Annotated in this window: 14 protein-coding genes; 2 read left to right on the top strand and 12 right to left on the bottom strand. The window is 67.3% G+C overall.

The genetic code is table 11. The features are described 5' to 3' along the window. Positions 1-49 precede the first annotated feature (49 nt). Positions 50-964, top strand: a complete 915-nt coding sequence (gene fmt / locus SPHME3_RS0111695; protein WP_018250732.1) for a methionyl-tRNA formyltransferase — start codon at positions 50-52, stop codon at positions 962-964. After that, on the top strand, positions 961-1,698 hold the full coding sequence (gene truA / locus SPHME3_RS0111690) for a tRNA pseudouridine(38-40) synthase TruA (protein WP_017978976.1): 738 nt from the start codon (positions 961-963) through the stop codon (positions 1,696-1,698). The genes fmt and truA overlap by 4 nt, the downstream gene beginning before the upstream one ends. 129 nt (positions 1,699-1,827) lie before the next feature. On the opposite strand, the gene SPHME3_RS0111685 is transcribed toward truA, so the two are convergent. The 12 genes from SPHME3_RS0111685 to smpB all read right to left on the bottom strand — a co-directional run bounded on the left by SPHME3_RS0111685 (position 1,828) and on the right by smpB (position 16,920). Beyond that, positions 1,828-3,033 carry a class I SAM-dependent RNA methyltransferase gene (locus SPHME3_RS0111685; protein ID WP_017978977.1) on the bottom strand — a complete coding sequence of 402 codons (1,206 nt, stop codon included), beginning with the start codon at positions 3,031-3,033 and terminating at the stop codon, positions 1,828-1,830. Beyond that, on the bottom strand, positions 3,030-4,421 hold the full coding sequence (locus SPHME3_RS0111680; protein ID WP_017978978.1) for a bifunctional ADP-dependent NAD(P)H-hydrate dehydratase/NAD(P)H-hydrate epimerase: 1,392 nt from the start codon (positions 4,419-4,421) through the stop codon (positions 3,030-3,032). Before SPHME3_RS0111680 ends, SPHME3_RS0111685 begins: the two co-directional genes overlap by 4 nt. Further along, on the bottom strand, positions 4,418-4,840 hold the full coding sequence (locus tag SPHME3_RS0111675; protein ID WP_232479686.1) for a hypothetical protein: 423 nt from the start codon (positions 4,838-4,840) through the stop codon (positions 4,418-4,420). Before SPHME3_RS0111675 ends, SPHME3_RS0111680 begins: the two co-directional genes overlap by 4 nt. Continuing rightward, positions 4,827-6,545 (bottom strand): dihydroxy-acid dehydratase, encoded by a 1,719-nt coding sequence (ilvD, locus tag SPHME3_RS0111670; RefSeq protein ID WP_017978980.1) that lies wholly within the window; start codon positions 6,543-6,545, stop codon positions 4,827-4,829. Before ilvD ends, SPHME3_RS0111675 begins: the two co-directional genes overlap by 14 nt. Before the next feature lie 43 nt (positions 6,546-6,588). Continuing rightward, positions 6,589-7,503, bottom strand: coding sequence for a glycoside hydrolase family protein (locus tag SPHME3_RS0111665; RefSeq protein WP_017978981.1), 915 nt, complete (start codon positions 7,501-7,503; stop codon positions 6,589-6,591). A gap of 3 nt (positions 7,504-7,506) precedes the next feature. Then, positions 7,507-8,271: an SDR family NAD(P)-dependent oxidoreductase gene (locus SPHME3_RS0111660; protein ID WP_017978982.1), complete on the bottom strand. Its 765-nt coding sequence runs from the start codon at positions 8,269-8,271 to the stop codon at positions 7,507-7,509. A 97-nt stretch (positions 8,272-8,368) separates the two neighbouring features. After that, the gene (locus SPHME3_RS0111655; protein ID WP_017978983.1) at positions 8,369-8,719 is read right to left on the bottom strand and encodes a response regulator; all 351 of its coding nucleotides are present in this window, start codon (positions 8,717-8,719) and stop codon (positions 8,369-8,371) included. Positions 8,720-8,777: 58 nt separating this feature from the next. Beyond that, positions 8,778-11,159, bottom strand: a complete 2,382-nt coding sequence (locus SPHME3_RS0111650; protein ID WP_017978984.1) for a hybrid sensor histidine kinase/response regulator — start codon at positions 11,157-11,159, stop codon at positions 8,778-8,780. 216 nt (positions 11,160-11,375) lie between these two features. Further along, positions 11,376-13,397, bottom strand: coding sequence for a M13 family metallopeptidase (locus SPHME3_RS0111645; RefSeq protein ID WP_017978985.1), 2,022 nt, complete (start codon positions 13,395-13,397; stop codon positions 11,376-11,378). 317 nt (positions 13,398-13,714) lie between these two features. After that, positions 13,715-15,778: a M13 family metallopeptidase gene (locus tag SPHME3_RS0111640; protein WP_017978986.1), complete on the bottom strand. Its 2,064-nt coding sequence runs from the start codon at positions 15,776-15,778 to the stop codon at positions 13,715-13,717. Positions 15,779-15,853: 75 nt separating this feature from the next. Further along, the gene (locus SPHME3_RS0111635; RefSeq protein WP_017978987.1) at positions 15,854-16,417 is read right to left on the bottom strand and encodes a DUF2062 domain-containing protein; all 564 of its coding nucleotides are present in this window, start codon (positions 16,415-16,417) and stop codon (positions 15,854-15,856) included. A 20-nt stretch (positions 16,418-16,437) separates the two neighbouring features. After that, positions 16,438-16,920, bottom strand: coding sequence for an SsrA-binding protein SmpB (gene smpB / locus SPHME3_RS0111630; RefSeq protein WP_017978988.1), 483 nt, complete (start codon positions 16,918-16,920; stop codon positions 16,438-16,440). Positions 16,921-16,960 lie beyond the last annotated feature (40 nt).

The following is a 16,960-nucleotide window of genomic DNA, read 5'->3' as shown; positions in this document are numbered from 1 at the left end:
GAACAGATAGGGGGTTGCGCCCTGCCCCGCCAGCGCGTTGAAGGCCCCCATGCGGATCATCTTCATGGGAACCCCGGCCTTCGCGCGCGACGTGCTGGATGCGGTGTTGGCGGCGCCGGGGCATCAGGTCGTCGCGGTCTATACGCAGCCGGCACGGCCGGGCGGTCGGCGCGGGCGCGAACTGGTCAAGTCGCCGGTCCAATTGCGCGCCGAAGAGGCAGGCCTACCGGTATACGATCCGGTCAGCCTGAAGGGCGCCGAGGCGCAGGCGACGTTTGCGGCGCTGGACGCGGACGTGGCGGTAGTGGCGGCTTACGGGCTGTTGTTGCCGCAGGCGATCCTCGACGCGCCAAAGCATGGCTGTCTCAACGTCCACGGCTCGTTGTTGCCGCGCTGGCGCGGGGCGGCGCCCGTGCAGCGCGCGATCCTGGCCGGCGATGCCGAGACGGGGGTCGGGATCATGCAGATGGAGGCGGGGCTAGACACCGGCCCAGTGCGGCTGGAGGGGCGGGTCGCGATCGAGCGGCAGACCGCGGGCGAACTCACCGATGCGCTGGCGGCGCTGGGCGGGCGGTTGATGATAGAGGTGCTCGACGATCTGGCTGGACATCCACCGGTGCCGCAGCCCGAGGACGGCATCACCTATGCGCGCAAGATCGACAAGGCCGAGGCGCGGATCGATTTTACCAAGAGCGCGGTCGAGGTCGAGCGGCTGATCCGCGCAATGAACCCGGCGCCGGGCGCATGGGTGGAGATTGCGGGCGAGCGGGTGAAGCTGCTCGCTGCCGAGGTCCTGCCCTTCTCTTTCCCCGGCGGCGAGGGAACGACGGTGGATGCGGCGCTGACGATCGCATGCGGCGACGGTGCGATCCGCCCGACGCTGGTGCAGCGCGCCGGGCGCGGCGTGACGAGCGCGGAGGAGATGCTGCGGGGCTTCCCGGTGCGATCGGGGACGCAGCTTTGACGCGGTTCGCGCTGACGATCGAATATGACGGTCGGCCGTTCATGGGCTGGCAGCGGCAGAAGCACGGGCCCAGCGTGCAAGCGGCACTGGAAGAGGCGGTGTTCGCCGTCACCGGTGAGACGGCCGCGGTGCATGCCGCAGGAAGGACCGATGCCGGCGTACATGGGCTGGGCATGCGCGCGCATGTCGACATCGCCAAGACGATCGCGCCGTTCCGGTTGATGGAGGCGCTCAATGCGCGGGTGCGGCCGGCACCGGTCGCGGTGCTCGACTGCGTGGAGGTGGCGGACGATTGGCATGCGCGCTTTTCGTGCGTCGGGCGCAGTTACGAATATCGCATCGTCAACCGGCGCGCGCCGCTGACCTGGGAAGCGGGGCTGGCGTGGCAGGTACCGCAGCCGCTCGACGCCGATGCAATGGCGGCGGCGGCGGCGGTGCTGGTCGGGCGGCACGACTTTACCACTTTCCGCTCTGCGCATTGCCAAGCCGACAGTCCGGTGCGGACGCTGGATCTGCTATCCGTCGAGCGGAATGGCGATCGAATCGCGGTACGGGCGGCGGCGCGATCGTTCCTGCATCATCAGGTGCGATCGATGGTCGGGTGCCTGGCGCTGGTCGGGCGGGGGCAGTGGTCGGTCGCAGACGTCGCCAATGCGCTCGCGGCGCGGGATCGCGCGCGGCTGGGGCTGAATGCGCCGCCCGATGGGTTGTTCTTCATGACGGCAGTGTATTGATTCACGCGAAGACGCGAAGGGGGACACGGACAGGACGGAGGCCGTCCTACCAATCGCCGACGGTGGCGTCTGCCGATCGCGGCGCCCTAGCAGGACCTCTTTGCGTCTTCGCGGCGTCGCGCGAACCCTTTAGCGAACGAACCGCGCGGCGAGTTCGACGTGGGTGGACCAGCGGAACTGGCCGACGGGCTGGATCCAGTCGATCCGCCAGCCGCCCTCCACCATCATCTTCGCATCGCGCGCGAAGCTGCTGGGATTGCACGAAACATAGCCGATGACCTTGGTCTGGGATGCGGCGAGCGCCTCTGCCTGATCGCGCGCCCCCGCGCGCGGCGGATCGATGACGATCGCGTCGAAGCGGTCGAGCTCTGTAATGGTAAGCGGTCGGCGGAACAGGTCGCGATGTTCGGTAAAGATCTGGCGCCCGCCATGAGCCGCTCCGGCTTTCAGCGCCATGATCGCATCCCGCGCGCCCTCGGCGGCGTACACCCGTGCCGGCAGGGCCAGCGCGAAGGTGCCGAGGCCCGCGAACAGATCGGCGATCGTGCCCGCGCCCGCAGTCGCTTCGCGCATGGCGGCGACCAGCGCGTCCTCGCCTTCCTGTGTCGCTTGCAGGAACGATGCGGGCGGCAGCGGCACGGGGTGCCCGCCGAGCGTGATGGTCACCGGCTGCGGCTCCCAGCGCGTTTCGAACCCGTCGCCGCTGTCGAGAGTGAAGCGCGCGATGCCGTGTCGCTCGCAAAAGGCGGTGATCGTCTCCGCGGCGGCGAGGCCGTCCGCCGACAGATTGGTCACAAGGATGTCGGGGCCCTGATCGGACAGGGTCAGATGAACGTCGCCGCGCCGCTTAAAACCGAGCTTCTGCAGCAGCGCGCGCAGCGGCGCGACCACCGCGAACAGCTCTGGCGCAAGAATGTGGCATTCGCGCACATCGACGATGGCGTGGCTCTTCTCGGCGGAGAAGCCCAGCAGGATGCGACCACCCTTACTCTCGACATGCAGCGTCGCGCGGCGGCGCGTTTGCGGCGGCGAGACGAGCGGCGCGCGCAACGGCGCGGTCAGCCCCTGCGCCTCCAGCGCGCTGGCGACGCGATCGCTGACGAAGGCGGCGTAGGATTCGTCATCAAGATGCTGGAGCTGGCAGCCGCCGCATTCGGGGAAATGGTGGCACGGCGGCGTCTGGTGATGCGGGCCGTGGGTCAACGTACCATCGGGGCCGAGCAGATCGCCGGGCGCCGCGAAGGCGGCATGGCGACCGTTGGCAGTGACGCCATCGCCACGGGCGGCGACGCGGACAATCGTATCGGGGGGCAGAATCGTATCGGAATCGGTCATGCGCCCGCCCTGACGGGCGTCAGCGCATTTGCCAAGTCGTCGGCGATGAAGCTGGCGCCGAGCCGGCGTGCCGCCTGGGCGTGGAGCCAGACGCCGGCACTCGCTGCCGCGAGCGGATCGGTGCCGGCATGGGCGAGTTGCGCCGCGATCGCGCCGGCGAGCACGTCGCCGGTCCCGGCGGTCGACAGCCAGGGGTTGCCGCGCGGATGAACGATCGTGCGAGCGGGCGTGGCGACGATGGTTGTCGGGCCCTTCAGGACGACGACGGCGCCGGTGCGCCGCGCTGCCGCACGCGCGCGATCGAGCAAGGAACCCGCGCTCTCGCCGAACAGGGCTTTAAACTCGCCCGCGTGCGGCGTGAGGATGACGGGGTGGGACCGCCCGGCAAGCGTGTCTGGATCGAGCAGGTGTAGCGCATCCCCGTCGATGATCAGCGCGCGTTCGTCGGCGGCGATCAGCGCCTTGAGGCGATGCCGCGCGTCGTCGTCTCGGCCCAGCCCCGGACCGATCAGGATGGCGCCGATCCGCGGATCGGTCAGCGCGTCGGCATCATAGGGGCGGTGAACGAGCGCGTCGGGACCGCCCCAGCTGCCATCGCCATATAGCGCGACGTAGCCTGCCCCGCTGCGCAGGGCGGCGATGCCAGAGAGCCGCGCGGCGCCCTCCATCGCGCCGACGACCACGGCGACCATGCCGCGCGTATATTTGTGCGATTCGGGCCCGGGCTGTGGCAGATGCGGCGCCGTTGCTACGATGCAGTCGGCGGGTCGCTCGCTGAGGCCCAGGTTGATCAGGCGGATCGTGCCGCAGGCGCTGGCCGCCGGTTCGAGGACATGCGCGGGCTTGAGGGCGCCGAGCGCAAGACTGAGCGTCGCGGGATGTGCCGCGGCCCAATCGGGCACGGCGCCCGTGTCGGCATCGACGCCGCTGGGCAGATCGGCGGTGATCACGACCCGCGCTGCACCGGCAAGGCGGGCGAGCGATGCGTCGGTGGCGGCGGGCAGCGGTCGCGACAGCCCCGTGCCGAACAGGCAGTCGATCAGGACCGGCGCGGGCCGTGCCGTGTCCAGAGGCTCGACATCGCCCTGCCAGCCCCGGCATGCGGCGGAGGCGGCGGGCGTCCGAGGGGCTTCATCCGCCGCGACTCGTACGCTCAGGCCGAGACGTTGCAGAACCGATGCGGCAACATAGCCGTCGCCGCCGTTGTTGCCGGGTCCGCAGAGCACGAGCACATCGGCGCCTGCAGTCAGACGGCGCACGGCAGCGGCAATGCCTTCGCCTGCGCGTTGCATCAGCGTCTCGACGGAAATGCCCGACGCGACGGCGGCGTCTTCCGCAGCGCGCATTTGCGCTGCGGTCAGGATCGGCTGGCCTTCGGGCGGGATCATCGTGTCGACGCGATCGTCGCGGGCAGGCGGTAGCGATCGCCACCGATCGCCACCTCGATCAACTGCGGATCGATGATCGACACGTGCGCCGCCTCCGCCCCATCGGCCGCAATAACGCCGCGGCCATCCTGCGTGACGAGCAAGCGGTGAAAACCACCATCGTCGTGGCGGACGGTGAGGATCAGTCCGCGATCCACCCGCGTCCGTTCCACCGTGCAGGTCCGATGGAACGCATCGCTGCCGTGCGCGCAGAAGATCAGGTCTGCGTCGTCGGCAGTTCGACGCTGAACACTTTCCGCGTTGGCCAGCGCCTGATTACTAGTCGCGTCGACACCACGATCGCCGCAGGCGGCAAGGAGAAGCAGGGCGGTTGCCGCCACCACCCTGCCCGCCACCAGCGGGCGATCAGATATCCGCATAGACGTGGCGTTCGGCCTTTGCGCCGGGGTGGGTGACAGCGCCCTGGAAGGCGGGACCGACGTTCTGGGCATAGCGCCACAATGCGCCCGCGCCGTAATCGTTCACGCGCGGCGTCCAGGCGGCGCGGCGGGCGTCGAGCGTGGCGTCGTCGACCAGCAGATCGATCGTCCCGGCCTCAGCATCGATGCGGATCGTGTCGCCGTCCTCGACCAAGGCGATCGGGCCGCCCTCTGCCGCCTCCGGCCCGACATGGCCGATGCAGAAGCCGCGCGTGCCACCCGAGAAGCGGCCATCGGTGATCAGCGCGACCTTTTCGCCCATGCCGAGGCCGTAGAGCGCCGCGGTGGTCGACAGCATTTCGCGCATGCCCGGGCCGCCCTTCGGTCCTTCGTAGCGGATGACGATCACCTCGCCCTCGTTGATCGCGCGCGCTTCGACGGCGGCGAAGGCGTCTTCCTCGCAATCGAAGCATCGCGCCGGGCCTTCGAATTGCAGGCGGTGCATGCCCGCGACCTTCACGATCGCGCCATTGGGGGCGAGGCTGCCACGCAGGCCCACGACACCGCCGGTCGGGGTGATCGGCGTGGCGATATCATAGATGACCTTCTGGTCCGGGTTCCACGTCACTTGATCGATATTCTCGCCGAGCGTCTTGCCGGTGACGGTCATGCAATTGCCATCGAGGAAGCCGCCCGCGAGCATCGTTTTCATCAGCATGTAGACGCCGCCCGCCTCATGCATATCCTTGGCGACATACTGACCACCGGGCTTGAGGTCTGCGATGTAGGGTGTTGTTTTAAAAGCCTCTGCGACGTCGAAGAGGTCGAAATCGATACCGGCTTCGTTCGCCATCGCCGGCAGATGGAGCGCGGCATTGGTCGAGCCGCCGGTCGCGGCGACGACGCGCGCGGCGTTGATGAAGGCTTCACGCGTGCAGATGTCGCGCGGACGCAGGTTACGCGCGACCAGCTCCATCACCTGCGCGCCCGCGGCCACGGCGATCTGCTCACGCGTGGTGTAAGGAGCGGGCACCATGTTACTGTTTGGAAGCGATAAACCGATCGCCTCGCCGACGCAGGCCATGGTGTTGGCAGTGAACTGACCACCGCATGCGCCGTGACCCGGGCAGGCGACCTTTTCCAGCTCGTGCACTTCGGACAGCGGACATGCGCCAGCGGCGTATTTGCCGACGACTTCGAACACGTCGACGACAGTGACGTCGCGGTCGTGGAAGCGGCCCGGCAGGATCGATCCGCCATAGACGAAGATCGACGGGATATTGAGGCGCAGCATCGCCATCATCATGCCGGGCAACGACTTGTCGCAGCCGGCAAAGCCGACAAGCGCGTCATAACAGTGGCCGCGGACCGACACCTCGACCGAATCGGCGATGACTTCGCGGCTGACCAGGCTGGCCTTCATGCCCTGATGGCCCATCGCGATGCCATCGGTGACGGTGATCGTGTTGAACCGGCGCGGCATGCCGCCGCCCTGGATCACGCCCGCCTGCGCGGCATCGGCCTGGGCGTTGAGCGTCGTGTTGCAGGGCGCCGAATTGTTACCGGCGCTCGCCAGCGCGACGAAGGGCTTAGCGATATCCTCTTCGCTGAGGCCCATCGCATAATAATAGCTGCGATGCGGCGCGCGTTCGGGGCCGACGGAGACGTGACGGCTGGGCAGGCGGGTTTTGTCGAACTGGGTCATGGCGACGCCCTATGTCGCGAAAGCCACCTTCTACGCAAGCTTGTTACGCGTAATATCGCACGCGCGCCCGACGGAGAATGCGGTCCTCGATCGAGAAGTACAGCGATATCATGTCGTTCTCGACGATTGTTGACGCGGCGAAGGCGATATCGGTCTTGGCGCGATCTTCCGGCGGTGGCGGCAGGATTAGCGGTTCGATACCGCGGCCGGTGACGGCCGAGAAATCCGGCGAGAAACTGATCCAGCCGATCCGCCAGCGCGCATCCAGCGTCGCGCCATTGTAGAACATCACGGGATCGGCATCGGGCAACTGGCAGATCGGACCAGTCGACAGGTGCCAATTGTCCCAGGATTTCGGCCGGATCGGAAACGGATCGTCGAGCGATGTCCAGGGATCGCCGAGCCGGTCCGCACGGGCGATGCCGACGCGCGACGCGCCAACGCCCTTTTCCTCCGCCGCGGCATATTCGTAGAACAACCGCCAGCCGTCGTGCGGTGTCGGAGCGAAGGTCGCCTCCTTGATATTGCCCTCGCCTTCGGGGGCGGCCAGGACGACGCGGCGCTTGGTCAGCCGGTCGAGCGACGGGCCAGTCGCGGCAATCATCACGCCCTGGCTGCGCTTGGCGTCGACGCCGGTGTAATAGACGACGTAGGTGCCGTCGTCGGTCCTGAGCACGGTCGGGTCTTCGCAGCCTCCTGCGTCCGGGTCCGTCGGATCGCTGCCCGGAGCGATGGCGATATGATCGTCCAGCGTGAAGCTCAGGCCGTCATCGCTCCACCCGCTGGCGATAAGGCCGGTCGGATCACTCGGTCCGAGCGGGTCGGGGACTCCGCGCACCAGCATGCGATAACGCCCGTCCTCGCGCCAGACGAAGGGGCTCATCAGGTCCATGCCATCAAGCGGCGAACCGGGCGCGATCGTGACGTCGTCGAGCGCTTCGACGGCATAGGTCGGCATCGGTCAGGCCCCCTGCGCGATAACCAGGCTGAGCGCGCCGTCGATCGTGACGGTCGTCCCGGTGATGTAATCCGCGGCGGGTGAGAGCAGGAAGGCGACCAGCGTCGCGACCTCCTCGGGCTTGCCGGCGCGCCCCCAGGGAATGTTGGCTTCGAGCGACTGGCGATAGGAGGCATCCTCCATCGCGTGTTCGTTCATCGGCGTCAGGATCATGCCCGGCGCGACGCCGTTGACCGCGATCTTCGCGGGCGCGAGTTCGAGGGCGAGCGTCGCCGTAAGCTGGGCCAAGCCGCCCTTTGCCGCGTCATAGTCCACGCCGCCCGGTCGCGGCGCCCGTTCGTGGATCGAGGATATGTTGACGATCCGCCCGCCCTGCCCGGCTTTCTCCGCCGCACGCACGAAGCGGCGGCAGGTCAGGAAGGGGCCGTAAAGGTCGGAGCGGATGACGCGATCGAAATGGTCGAGCGGCATGTCGACCAGCTTGGTGCCGCTCATGTTGAGGCCCGCGGAATTGACCAGCCACGTCGCAGTACCGAAGCGGCGTTCGGTGTCGGCAAACAGCGCCTCGACCGCGTCTTCACTGGACACGTCGCACTGGATCGCGTGGACTCGATCGGCGCCCGCCGCCTGGGTGACCTTGGCCGCGGCATCCGCATCGCGGAAATAGGTGAAGACGACGCGCGCGCCCGCCTTCGCCAGGGCGGCGACGCACGCCGCCCCGATACCGGACTCGCCGCCGGTCACTACCGCGATCGGATTATCTGTCATGCACCTTGCCCCATCGTTGCGTCCGGAATCGACGCTACCAATGCGATGGGGCGGTCAATCGTTCCGGTGACAAATGCGTCATGCCGGACGAGGGGCGTTACAGCGCGGCGAGAGCCTTGGCGACGCCGTCCATCGTGAAGGGCTTTTGCAGCACCGGGCGATCGCGGAAGCGGCTGTCGACGCTGTCGTCGCTGCCGCCAGTCGCGAACACGAACGGAATGTCGCGTGCGGCGAGCGCTTCGGCGACGGGCGTGCTCTTCTCACCGCCGCGCAGGTTGACGTCGAGGATCGCAGCGTCGATGCCGCCGTCCTCCACCCGCGCCAGGGCGCCGGCCACCGTATCGACGGTGCCGACCGGCGTCTTGTCGAGCACCTCGAGGAAATCCTCGAGCATCATCGCGATGAGCGGTTCGTCCTCGACGATGAGGATCTGGGTGAGCGCAGACATGCCCCAGCCCTTACCCGTGGTTGTCACACGCTGACAACCACTCGTTTGTAACGGTGTGCTACCGCGTCGTGAGGACGTCGCGCGCGGCTTCCGCCAATTGCTGCACGCTGAAGGGCTTGGGCAGGAAGGCGACGTTGTCGAGGTCGATCGACTTGCGCAATTGCTCCTCGGCATAGCCGGACATGAAGATGATCGGCAGGTCGGGGTAGCGGTCGCGCGCGTGGCGGACCATCGTGGGGCCATCCATCGTCGGCATCACCACGTCGCTGATGAGCAGGTCTGGCCGGCCGTTGCGATCGAGCAGCTCCAGCGCCGCCTCGCCATTCTCCGCGGTCATCACGGTATACCCCTGCCGCGTCAGCGCACGTTCGGCGACGGCGCGGACCATATCCTCATCCTCGACGAGGAGGATGGTGCCGGTGCCCCAGACCTCGACCGGCTTGGCGGGGGCCCGCGGCGCAGGTGCGCGGGTCGCGGTGCCTGCGGCGTGGACCGGCAGGTAGATGCTGAAGGTCGCCCCCTGCCCCGGCTTCGTATCGGCGAAAATCCAGCCGCCCGACTGTTTGACGATGCCGTAGACGGTCGACAGGCCGAGCCCGGTGCCCTTGCCCACTTCCTTGGTGGTGAAGAAGGGTTCGAAGATCTTAGGCAGCACGTCGGGTGGGATACCCCCACCGGTATCGCTGACGATCAGCGCGGTGTAATCGGCGACCGGCAGGATGTCGGTGCCCATCGCGCGCACGTCGGCCGCGGTAACGCTGCGCGTCTGGATGGTGAGCGTGCCGCCCCCGCGCGGATTGTGCGCCAGCATCGCGTCGCGCGCATTGACCGCAAGATTGACGACGACCTGTTCGAGCTGCCCCGGATCGGCACGCACCGCGCCGAGGTTGCGGCCATGGCTGACGTCGAGGCGGATCTGTTCGCCCATCAGCCGCTTCAGAAGGTTGGACACCTCCGCCACCACGTCGGGCAGTTGCAGCGTCTGCGGGCGGAGTGTCTGCTGGCGGCTGAATGCGAGCAACTGGCGCGTCAGGCTGGCGGCGCGGTTCGAATTGGTGCGGATCTGCTGAATGTCGTCGTAATCGCTGTCGCCGGGCGAATGGCGCATCATCATCAGATCGCAATGGCCGATGATCGCGGTGAGGATGTTGTTGAAATCGTGCGCGACGCCGCCGGCGAGCTGACCGACCGCCTGCATCTTGGTCGCCTGCGCCACCTCGCGCTTCAGGCGGCTTTCCTCACTGTTGTCCTTGAGGCTGAGCAGCACCGCGGCATCGCCCAGGCCGCGGGCACCGGCAATGGTGAGCGCGACCGGCTCGTCTGGATGGTCCTTCAGCCGCACCGCCATGTCCGACGAATGCGTCGCGCCGCTGGCGAAGCGCCGGATCGCGTCGGCGACCGCCGCCTTGTCCTCGCGCACCACCAGATCGCCCGGATAGAGCGGCGCGGCGGCGGGATCGACGCTCGCGGCACGGACGAAGGCGTCGTTCATCTGGAGGAAGCGGCCCTCGCGATCGACCAGCGCCATGCCGAACGGCATCAGGCTAACGAGGCTGCGCACATGTTCGGAGGCGCTGGCTCCGATCGCCGGGGCGGTGTCCACATCATCGAGCAACGCAATCAGCGTCGGCGCGTCGGGAATATCGGTGAAGGGAATTTCCACCACGCGCAACGGCGTGCCGTCCAGCCCCTCGCGCTCAAAGCGGACGAGGCCACGGCTGTCGGTGATGAGCAGCCGCGCGAAGTCGCGCCCCTCCAGTCCCGTGTCGGCGGCGATCGCGCGTCGGGCGAGCAGGCGGTTGGCGGCACGGACGCGGCCGTCGCTCCCCAGCAGCGCCGCCATGACGCCGGACGTGCCGAGCCGCTCGCCCATCGCCCCGGTAACCAACGCTTCGGTGGAGGCGGCGGCATCGTGCTGCCGGACGATGGCGAAGCGCCAGACGAGCATGTCGCCCTCATCGCCCGCCCGCGCGATCTCTGCGGTCAGCCGGTGTGGCCCGGCACGAAGGCCCCGCACCTCGCCGCGCCCGTCGCGCCAGGCGATGCGGCCAGCGTTGCCAAGTTCGGCGACGCCCTCCCCCGCCAGCGGCAGGCCGGGCGGGGTCGGAAAGCCTTCGAACAGAGCCTCATAGGCGTCGTTGGCGCAGACGAGGCGGCCGGCGCGATCGGTGATCGCCACGGCGTCAGTGCTCGCCTGCGCGACCGCGCGGGTGAAGGCCCAATCGATCGTCGGTGTCGCCGCCACCCTGGCCGGCGCCAGCATCCGCCACGCAATCACCGCGCCTGCGGCCACGATCCCCGTGGCGACGAACCCCGCCGCGGCGACGATGCTGCCGACCAGCCACAGCACGAGCGCCGCGGCCGCCACCGTCGCAGCGCCGGCGACGAGCGCAGCGGCCCGAGTGGGGTTCAGATGTGTCGAAAAGGGGAGCGAGGCCATGCCCGCCCGTCATCGCGGGATCGGGCGGGGCGCGTCAAGCGATTGGTGTAGTGGGATTGCTCCCGCGCCCCAGGGCCGTTCGTGCTGAGCCTGTCGAAGCACGGGTTTCGACCTGCGGGACGACGCTTGTGGCGACCTGCCCTTCGACAAGCTCAGGGCGAACGGCGGTGATAGTGGCCCCGCTTCCCCCGGCACGCCAGAGGAAGCGGGACGGTATCACCAGATGCGGACGCGCTGGTCCGGCGTCAGTACCAGCTTGCCACCCGGCGCTGGCTTGTAGGCGCCGTACCAGGGATCGAGGTTGCGGACGACCCAGGCGCGCTGCTGCGACGGGCTGTGCGGATCGGTCATCAGCCGCTGCTTCAGGTTCGCCTCGCGATAGTTGCGACGCCACACCTGCGCCCAACCGAGGTAGAAGCGCTGATCGCCGGTCAGACCGTCGATCACCGGCGCCTCGCGTCCGCCCAGCGAGGCCTTGTACGCGTCATAGGCGACCGACAGGCCGGCGAGGTCGGCTGTGTTCTCGCCCAAGGTCAGCGCACCGTTGACGTGCATGCCGGGCAGCGGTTCGTATGCATTATACTGGTCGACGAGCCGCTGGGTCAGCGCCTTGAAGCGCGTGACGTCCTCCGGCATCCACCAGTCGGTCAGCTGGCCGTGCGCGTCATACTTCGACCCCTGGTCGTCGAAATGATGGCTCAGCTCGTGGCCGATCACCGCGCCGATACCGCCGTAGTTGACTGCCGGGTCCGCCTTCGGGTCGAAGAAGGGCGGTTGCAGGATCGCGGCGGGGAAGACGATCTCCACCATGCCGAAATTGGCATAAGCGTTCACCGTCATCGGGGTCATGCCCCATTCCCAGCGCTGCAACGGCTTGCCGAGGTGGCTGATGTTATATTCGTGGCCCCACTGGCGCGCGCGCAGGGCGTTGCCGAAGGCGTCGCCCTTGACGATCTTGAGGTTGCTATAATCGCGCCACTGGCTGGGATAGCCGATCTTCGGCGTGAAGGCGGCAAGCTTGGCGTGCGCCTTCACCTTCGTCTCGGGCGCCATCCATTCGAGCTTGTCGATACGCTTGCCCATCGCGGCGATGACGTTCTTGACCAGCTGGTCCGCCGACGCCTTGGTTTCGGGCGGGAAATATTGCGCGACGTACAGCTTGCTGACCTCGTCCGACAGCGCGCCGCTGGTGAAGCCGACCGCGCGCTTCCAGCGATCTTCCTGCTGCGGCGTGCCCGACAAAGTGGTGCCGTAGAAGGCGAATTGTTCGTCGTCGAACGCCTTCGGCAGCACGCCCGCGAATCCGTCGAGGCTACGGACCAGCAATTGATCCTGCAACACGCCGATGGGCGCGGCGCCGATCAGCTTCGCGATGCCGGTGACGGCGCTCGGCTGCGACACGATCAGCGAATCGACGGGCGTGCCGACGCCCTTCAGATAGGTGACGAAGTCGAAGCCCGGCGCGCTCTGCACCAGCTGCGCGACGGTCATCTTGTTGTAGGTCTTGTTGGCGTCGCGGCTGTCGACGCGGCTCCAGCTGACCTGTGCGATCTGCGTTTCGAAATCGACGATCGCCTTGGCGCGCTCCGCGGCATTGGGCTCGCCTGCCAGCGTCAGCACCTTGGTCAGGTGCGCCTCATAGGCGGCCTTTTCCTTGGCGTTCTTCTCCTGCAGGTAATAGTCGCGATCGGGCAGGCCGAGACCCGACTGGCGCATCTCGACGACATAGGTTTCGGGTGCCTTGTCGTCCTGCCCGACGCCGCTGCCGAACGGAATGGAGACGCCGTTGCGGTCCGCCTGGGCGAGCAGCGAGGCGTAGTTCGCCTTGGTCGAGCGCTTGATCGTGTCGAGCCACGGCTTGATCGGTGCCAGGCCCTTCGCCTCGATCGCGCCGGTGTCGAGATAGGTGGCGTAGGCCGTGCCGATCTTGGAGCCCGGCTGCTTGGCCGCCGCTTCCAGAATGCCCCTGGTGCGATCGCGCGACAGATCGGCGAGCGTGTCGAATGCGCCGAAGCTCGACTTGTCGGCGGGGATGGCGGTCGTCTTCGCCCACGTGCCGTTGGCGTAATTGTAGAAATCGTCGCCCGGCGCGATGCTGCGATCCATGCCCGCTTCGTCGAAGCCGAAGGCGCCGATCTGCGGCTTGCCCGCTGCGACGACGGTCGGCGCCTGCTGTGCGTAGACGGCGCCGGCAAGCGCCGAAGCGCCGAGCAGGCCGGCGATGAGATAGGTCTTCATGGTCTCTCCCCGATGGGTCGGTTCTTGTGGGTCGCGATGGTTCGCTTGGGATCAATGTGCCCCAAAGTGCCCCGCGTGGCGAGCGGGCGAATCATTGCCTCAGACATCCCGTCATGCCGGACTCGTTCCGGCATCCACCAGGCCACAAGGGAGTGGCTAGAGCCTCTTGCCGTTCCCTCGCCGAGGAGTGGACCCCGGAACGAGTCCGGGGTGACGGTGGAGTTGGGGTCCGCGTTGCGCGCCTCTCGACGGTTGCGATCAGCTATTCCCAAAACAAAACCGCCGCCCGCGGGTGGTCGCGGGCGGCGGCGGCAGGATCACCAGATCTTGATGCGATCGGCGGGGGCCAGATAGAATTTCTGGCCCGGCTTCACGTTGAACGCCGGATACCAGGCGTCGAGGTTGCGGACGACATAGGCGCGCCACTGGCCCGGGGTGTGCGGGTCGGTGGTCAGCTGGTTCTTGATCGAGGCCTCGCGCGCCTTGGTCTGCCAGACCTGGCCGAAGCCCATGAAGAAGCGCTGGTCGCCGGTGTAACCGTCGATGACGGGCGCCGGCTTGCCCTTCAGCGACAGCTTGTACGCGTCATAGGCGACGTTGATGCCGGCGAGGTCGGCCATGTTCTCACCCAGCGTCAGCTTGCCGTTCACGTGCGTGCCCGGGATCGGCTCATAGGCGCTGTACTGCGCGACGACCTTGTCGGTCAGCGCGTTGAAGCGCGCGACGTCCTGCGGCGTCCACCAGTCCGAGAAATTGCCCTTGGGATCGAACTTGCGGCCCTGGTCGTCGAAGTGGTGGCTCAGCTCGTGGCCGATCACCGCGCCGATCGCGCCATAGTTCACCGCGGGGTCGGCGTTGGGGTCGAAGAACGGCGGCTGGAGGATCGCGGCCGGGAAGACGACCTCGTTCATCAGCGGGTTGGCATAGGCGTTTACCGTCTGCGGCGTCATAAACCATTCGCTGCGGTCGACCGGCTTGCCGATCTTGTTAAGCTGACGGTTGTATTCGAATTCCGCCACGCGATCGGCGTTGCCGAGCACGTCGCCCTTCACGACCTTCAGGGACGTGTAATCGCGGAACTTGTCGGGATAGCCGATCTTGGGCGTGAAGGCGGCGAGCTTGGCACGCGCCTTCAGCTTCGTCTCGGGCGCCATCCAGGTGAGGTTGTTGAGGCGCTTGTCCATTGCCGAAATCAGGTTGCGGACCAGTTCGTCGGCCTTGGCCTTCGATTCGGGCGGGAAATACTTCTGGACGTAGACCTGGCCGACGGCCTCACCCAGGCTGCCGTTGACGAGGTCGACACCACGCTTCCAGCGGTCTTTCAGCTGCGGCGTGCCGTTCAGCGTCGTGCCGTAGAAGGCGAACTGCGTGTTGACGAAGTTCGACGACAGCAAAGGCGCGGCGTTCGAGATCGTGTGGAACGCCAGATATTCCTTCCACACAGGCAGCGGCGTCGCGGCGACAATCTTGGCGGTGCCCGCCTGTGCCGACGGCTGGCCGACGATCACGCGGCTCTGATTGCCCAGGCCCTGCGCGTCGAGCATCGCCTTCCAGTCGAAGCCGGGCATGGCAGTGGCAAGCTGCGCGACCGGCATCGGGTTGTAACCCTTTTCGACCTGGCGCAGCTCGGCGCGATCCCAATGGACCTGCGCGATCTGCTTTTCCAGGTCATAGATGCGCTGCGCCGCGCCCTGCGGGTCGGGCTGGCCAGCCATGTGCATCATGTCGGCGATATAGGTGACGTACTTGGTCCGTGCCTCGGCGAACTTAGGATCGTCCTTGAGGTAATAGTCCTTGTCCGGCAGGCCCAGGCCGCCCTGGCCGATGTAGACGGCGTAGACGGTGTTATCCTTCAGGTCCTGCTGCACGCCGGCGCCGATCGGCACATCGATGCCGTGGCGCGTCGCGTCGCCGAAGGCGCGGGCGAGATCGGTCTGCGAATTGATCGCGGCGATCTTCGCGAGATAGGGCTTGAGCGGCGCGGCGCCGGCCTTTTCGATCGCGGCCGCGTCCATGAAGCTCGCATAGGTGTCGCCGATCTTGGCGGTGACGGGGTCGCTGCCGGGATTGGCGGCGGCGTCTTCGATCACCTTGCGGGTGCGTTCGTCGGACAGGTTGCGCAGGATCGCGAAGCCGCCCCAGCTCGACCGGTCAGCCGGGATCTCGGTGCGGGCCATCCAGGCGCCGTTGACGTAGTTGTAGAAGTCGTCGCCCGGCACGACGCTCTTGTCCATCGCGGTCAGGTCGACGCCGAAGCTGCCGAGCTGCGGCTTGCCGGCGGCTGCGGGCGTGGTGGTTGCGGTCGGGCGAGTGCTTTGGGCGTAGACTACGCCGGATGCAGCGGAGGCGAGCAGGAGAGCGGCGATAACCGGTTTGCGCATCGAAGGTCCCTGGTGAGCGGAGCCGGGATTGGCAGACTCACGATGGGCAGTGTTGTAACCAGTTAAAACGCCTCGTCAAATATGGTTTCCACTGTGACTATGCGCATGGCGATGCCGCCACTTGCGTGCGATCCATAGACGCCAGCCGAGCGCCGTGGCGGCATAGCCGACGACCGCGCACAGACTGGTCAAAACGATGAGGCCTAGGCCGAACGCCGGGCCCTGCGCCCATAGCCAGTGAAAGGCGCCAGTGATCGTCTGCAGCCACCCGGTCGCCTCCGCCGCGGGCTGGGCGATGGCGGGTGCGTCGCTGTGCAGGATCCAGCTGCCGATCTTATAGGCGAGAAACCACAGGAACGGCGTGGTGAAGGGGTTGGTGATGAACGTCGTCAGCGCGGCGACGGGCACGTTGGCGCGGAACGGCAGCGCGAACAGCGCGGCGATGGCGATCTGCGCAACCGGGAACAGGAATCCCGCCACCATGCCCAGCGCCACGCCGCGCGGCACGGAGCGGCGGTTGAAGCGCCACAGGCCCGGCTCCATCACGCGATGCGCGACCGGGCGCAGCAGCCGGTTCGATTCCATCGATTCGCGCGTCGGCATATTGGCGCGCAACCAGCCGAACGTCTTGTGCATCATGCCGGGGCGCCCCGCCGGGCTCAGCCGCGATCGCGCATGATACGTCCGGCTTCCCGCTTCCATTCCCGCTCCTTGATCGCGGCGCGCTTGTCATGATCCTTGCGCCCCTTGGCGAGCGCCAGTTCCACCTTGGCGCGGCCGCGCCCGTTGAAATACACGCTGAGCGGCACGAGGGTCATGCCCTCGCGCGCGACGGCGCCATGGAGCTTGTTTATCTCACGTTCGTGAAGCAGCAATTTACGCGGGCGCTTGGCTTCGTGATTGAAGCGGTTGCCGTGGCTGAATTCGGGGACGTTGGCGTTGACCAGCCACACCTGCCCGTCGCGCACCTCGGCATAGCTTTCGCCGATGCTGCCCTCGCCGAAGCGCAGGGATTTCACCTCGGTGCCGGTGAGCGCGATCCCCGCCTCATAGACGGTATCGATGCTGTATTCGAACCGCGCCTTGCGGTTCTCGGCGACGATCTTCTTCTTGTCGAAGGTGGCGGGCTTGGGACGCGACATTGGGCGCGATGTAGGGAGTGTCCCGGGCCAAGGGAAGCGG

This window comes from Sphingomonas melonis DAPP-PG 224 (assembly GCF_000379045.1).
GTDB lineage: Bacteria > Pseudomonadota > Alphaproteobacteria > Sphingomonadales > Sphingomonadaceae > Sphingomonas > Sphingomonas aquatilis.
This window is presented reverse-complemented; position numbering and strand designations above follow the sequence as displayed.

What these genes read in the sequence shown, in the direction of transcription:
- fmt (WP_018250732.1), top strand. Translation starts at nt 50, where the DNA reads ATGCGGATCATCTTCATGGGAACCCCGGCCTTCGCGCGCGACGTGCTG.
- SPHME3_RS0111685 (WP_017978977.1), bottom strand. Translation starts at nt 3,033, where the DNA reads ATGACCGATTCCGATACGATTCTGCCCCCCGATACGATTGTCCGCGTC.
- SPHME3_RS0111680 (WP_017978978.1), bottom strand. Translation starts at nt 4,421, where the DNA reads ATGATCCCGCCCGAAGGCCAGCCGATCCTGACCGCAGCGCAAATGCGC.
- SPHME3_RS0111675 (WP_232479686.1), bottom strand. Translation starts at nt 4,840, where the DNA reads ATGCGGATATCTGATCGCCCGCTGGTGGCGGGCAGGGTGGTGGCGGCA.
- ilvD (WP_017978980.1), bottom strand. Translation starts at nt 6,545, where the DNA reads ATGACCCAGTTCGACAAAACCCGCCTGCCCAGCCGTCACGTCTCCGTC.
- SPHME3_RS0111665 (WP_017978981.1), bottom strand. Translation starts at nt 7,503, where the DNA reads ATGCCGACCTATGCCGTCGAAGCGCTCGACGACGTCACGATCGCGCCC.
- SPHME3_RS0111660 (WP_017978982.1), bottom strand. Translation starts at nt 8,271, where the DNA reads ATGACAGATAATCCGATCGCGGTAGTGACCGGCGGCGAGTCCGGTATC.
- SPHME3_RS0111655 (WP_017978983.1), bottom strand. Translation starts at nt 8,719, where the DNA reads ATGTCTGCGCTCACCCAGATCCTCATCGTCGAGGACGAACCGCTCATC.
- SPHME3_RS0111650 (WP_017978984.1), bottom strand. Translation starts at nt 11,159, where the DNA reads ATGGCCTCGCTCCCCTTTTCGACACATCTGAACCCCACTCGGGCCGCT.
- SPHME3_RS0111645 (WP_017978985.1), bottom strand. Translation starts at nt 13,397, where the DNA reads ATGAAGACCTATCTCATCGCCGGCCTGCTCGGCGCTTCGGCGCTTGCC.
- SPHME3_RS0111640 (WP_017978986.1), bottom strand. Translation starts at nt 15,778, where the DNA reads ATGCGCAAACCGGTTATCGCCGCTCTCCTGCTCGCCTCCGCTGCATCC.
- SPHME3_RS0111635 (WP_017978987.1), bottom strand. Translation starts at nt 16,417, where the DNA reads ATGATGCACAAGACGTTCGGCTGGTTGCGCGCCAATATGCCGACGCGC.
- smpB (WP_017978988.1), bottom strand. Translation starts at nt 16,920, where the DNA reads ATGTCGCGTCCCAAGCCCGCCACCTTCGACAAGAAGAAGATCGTCGCC.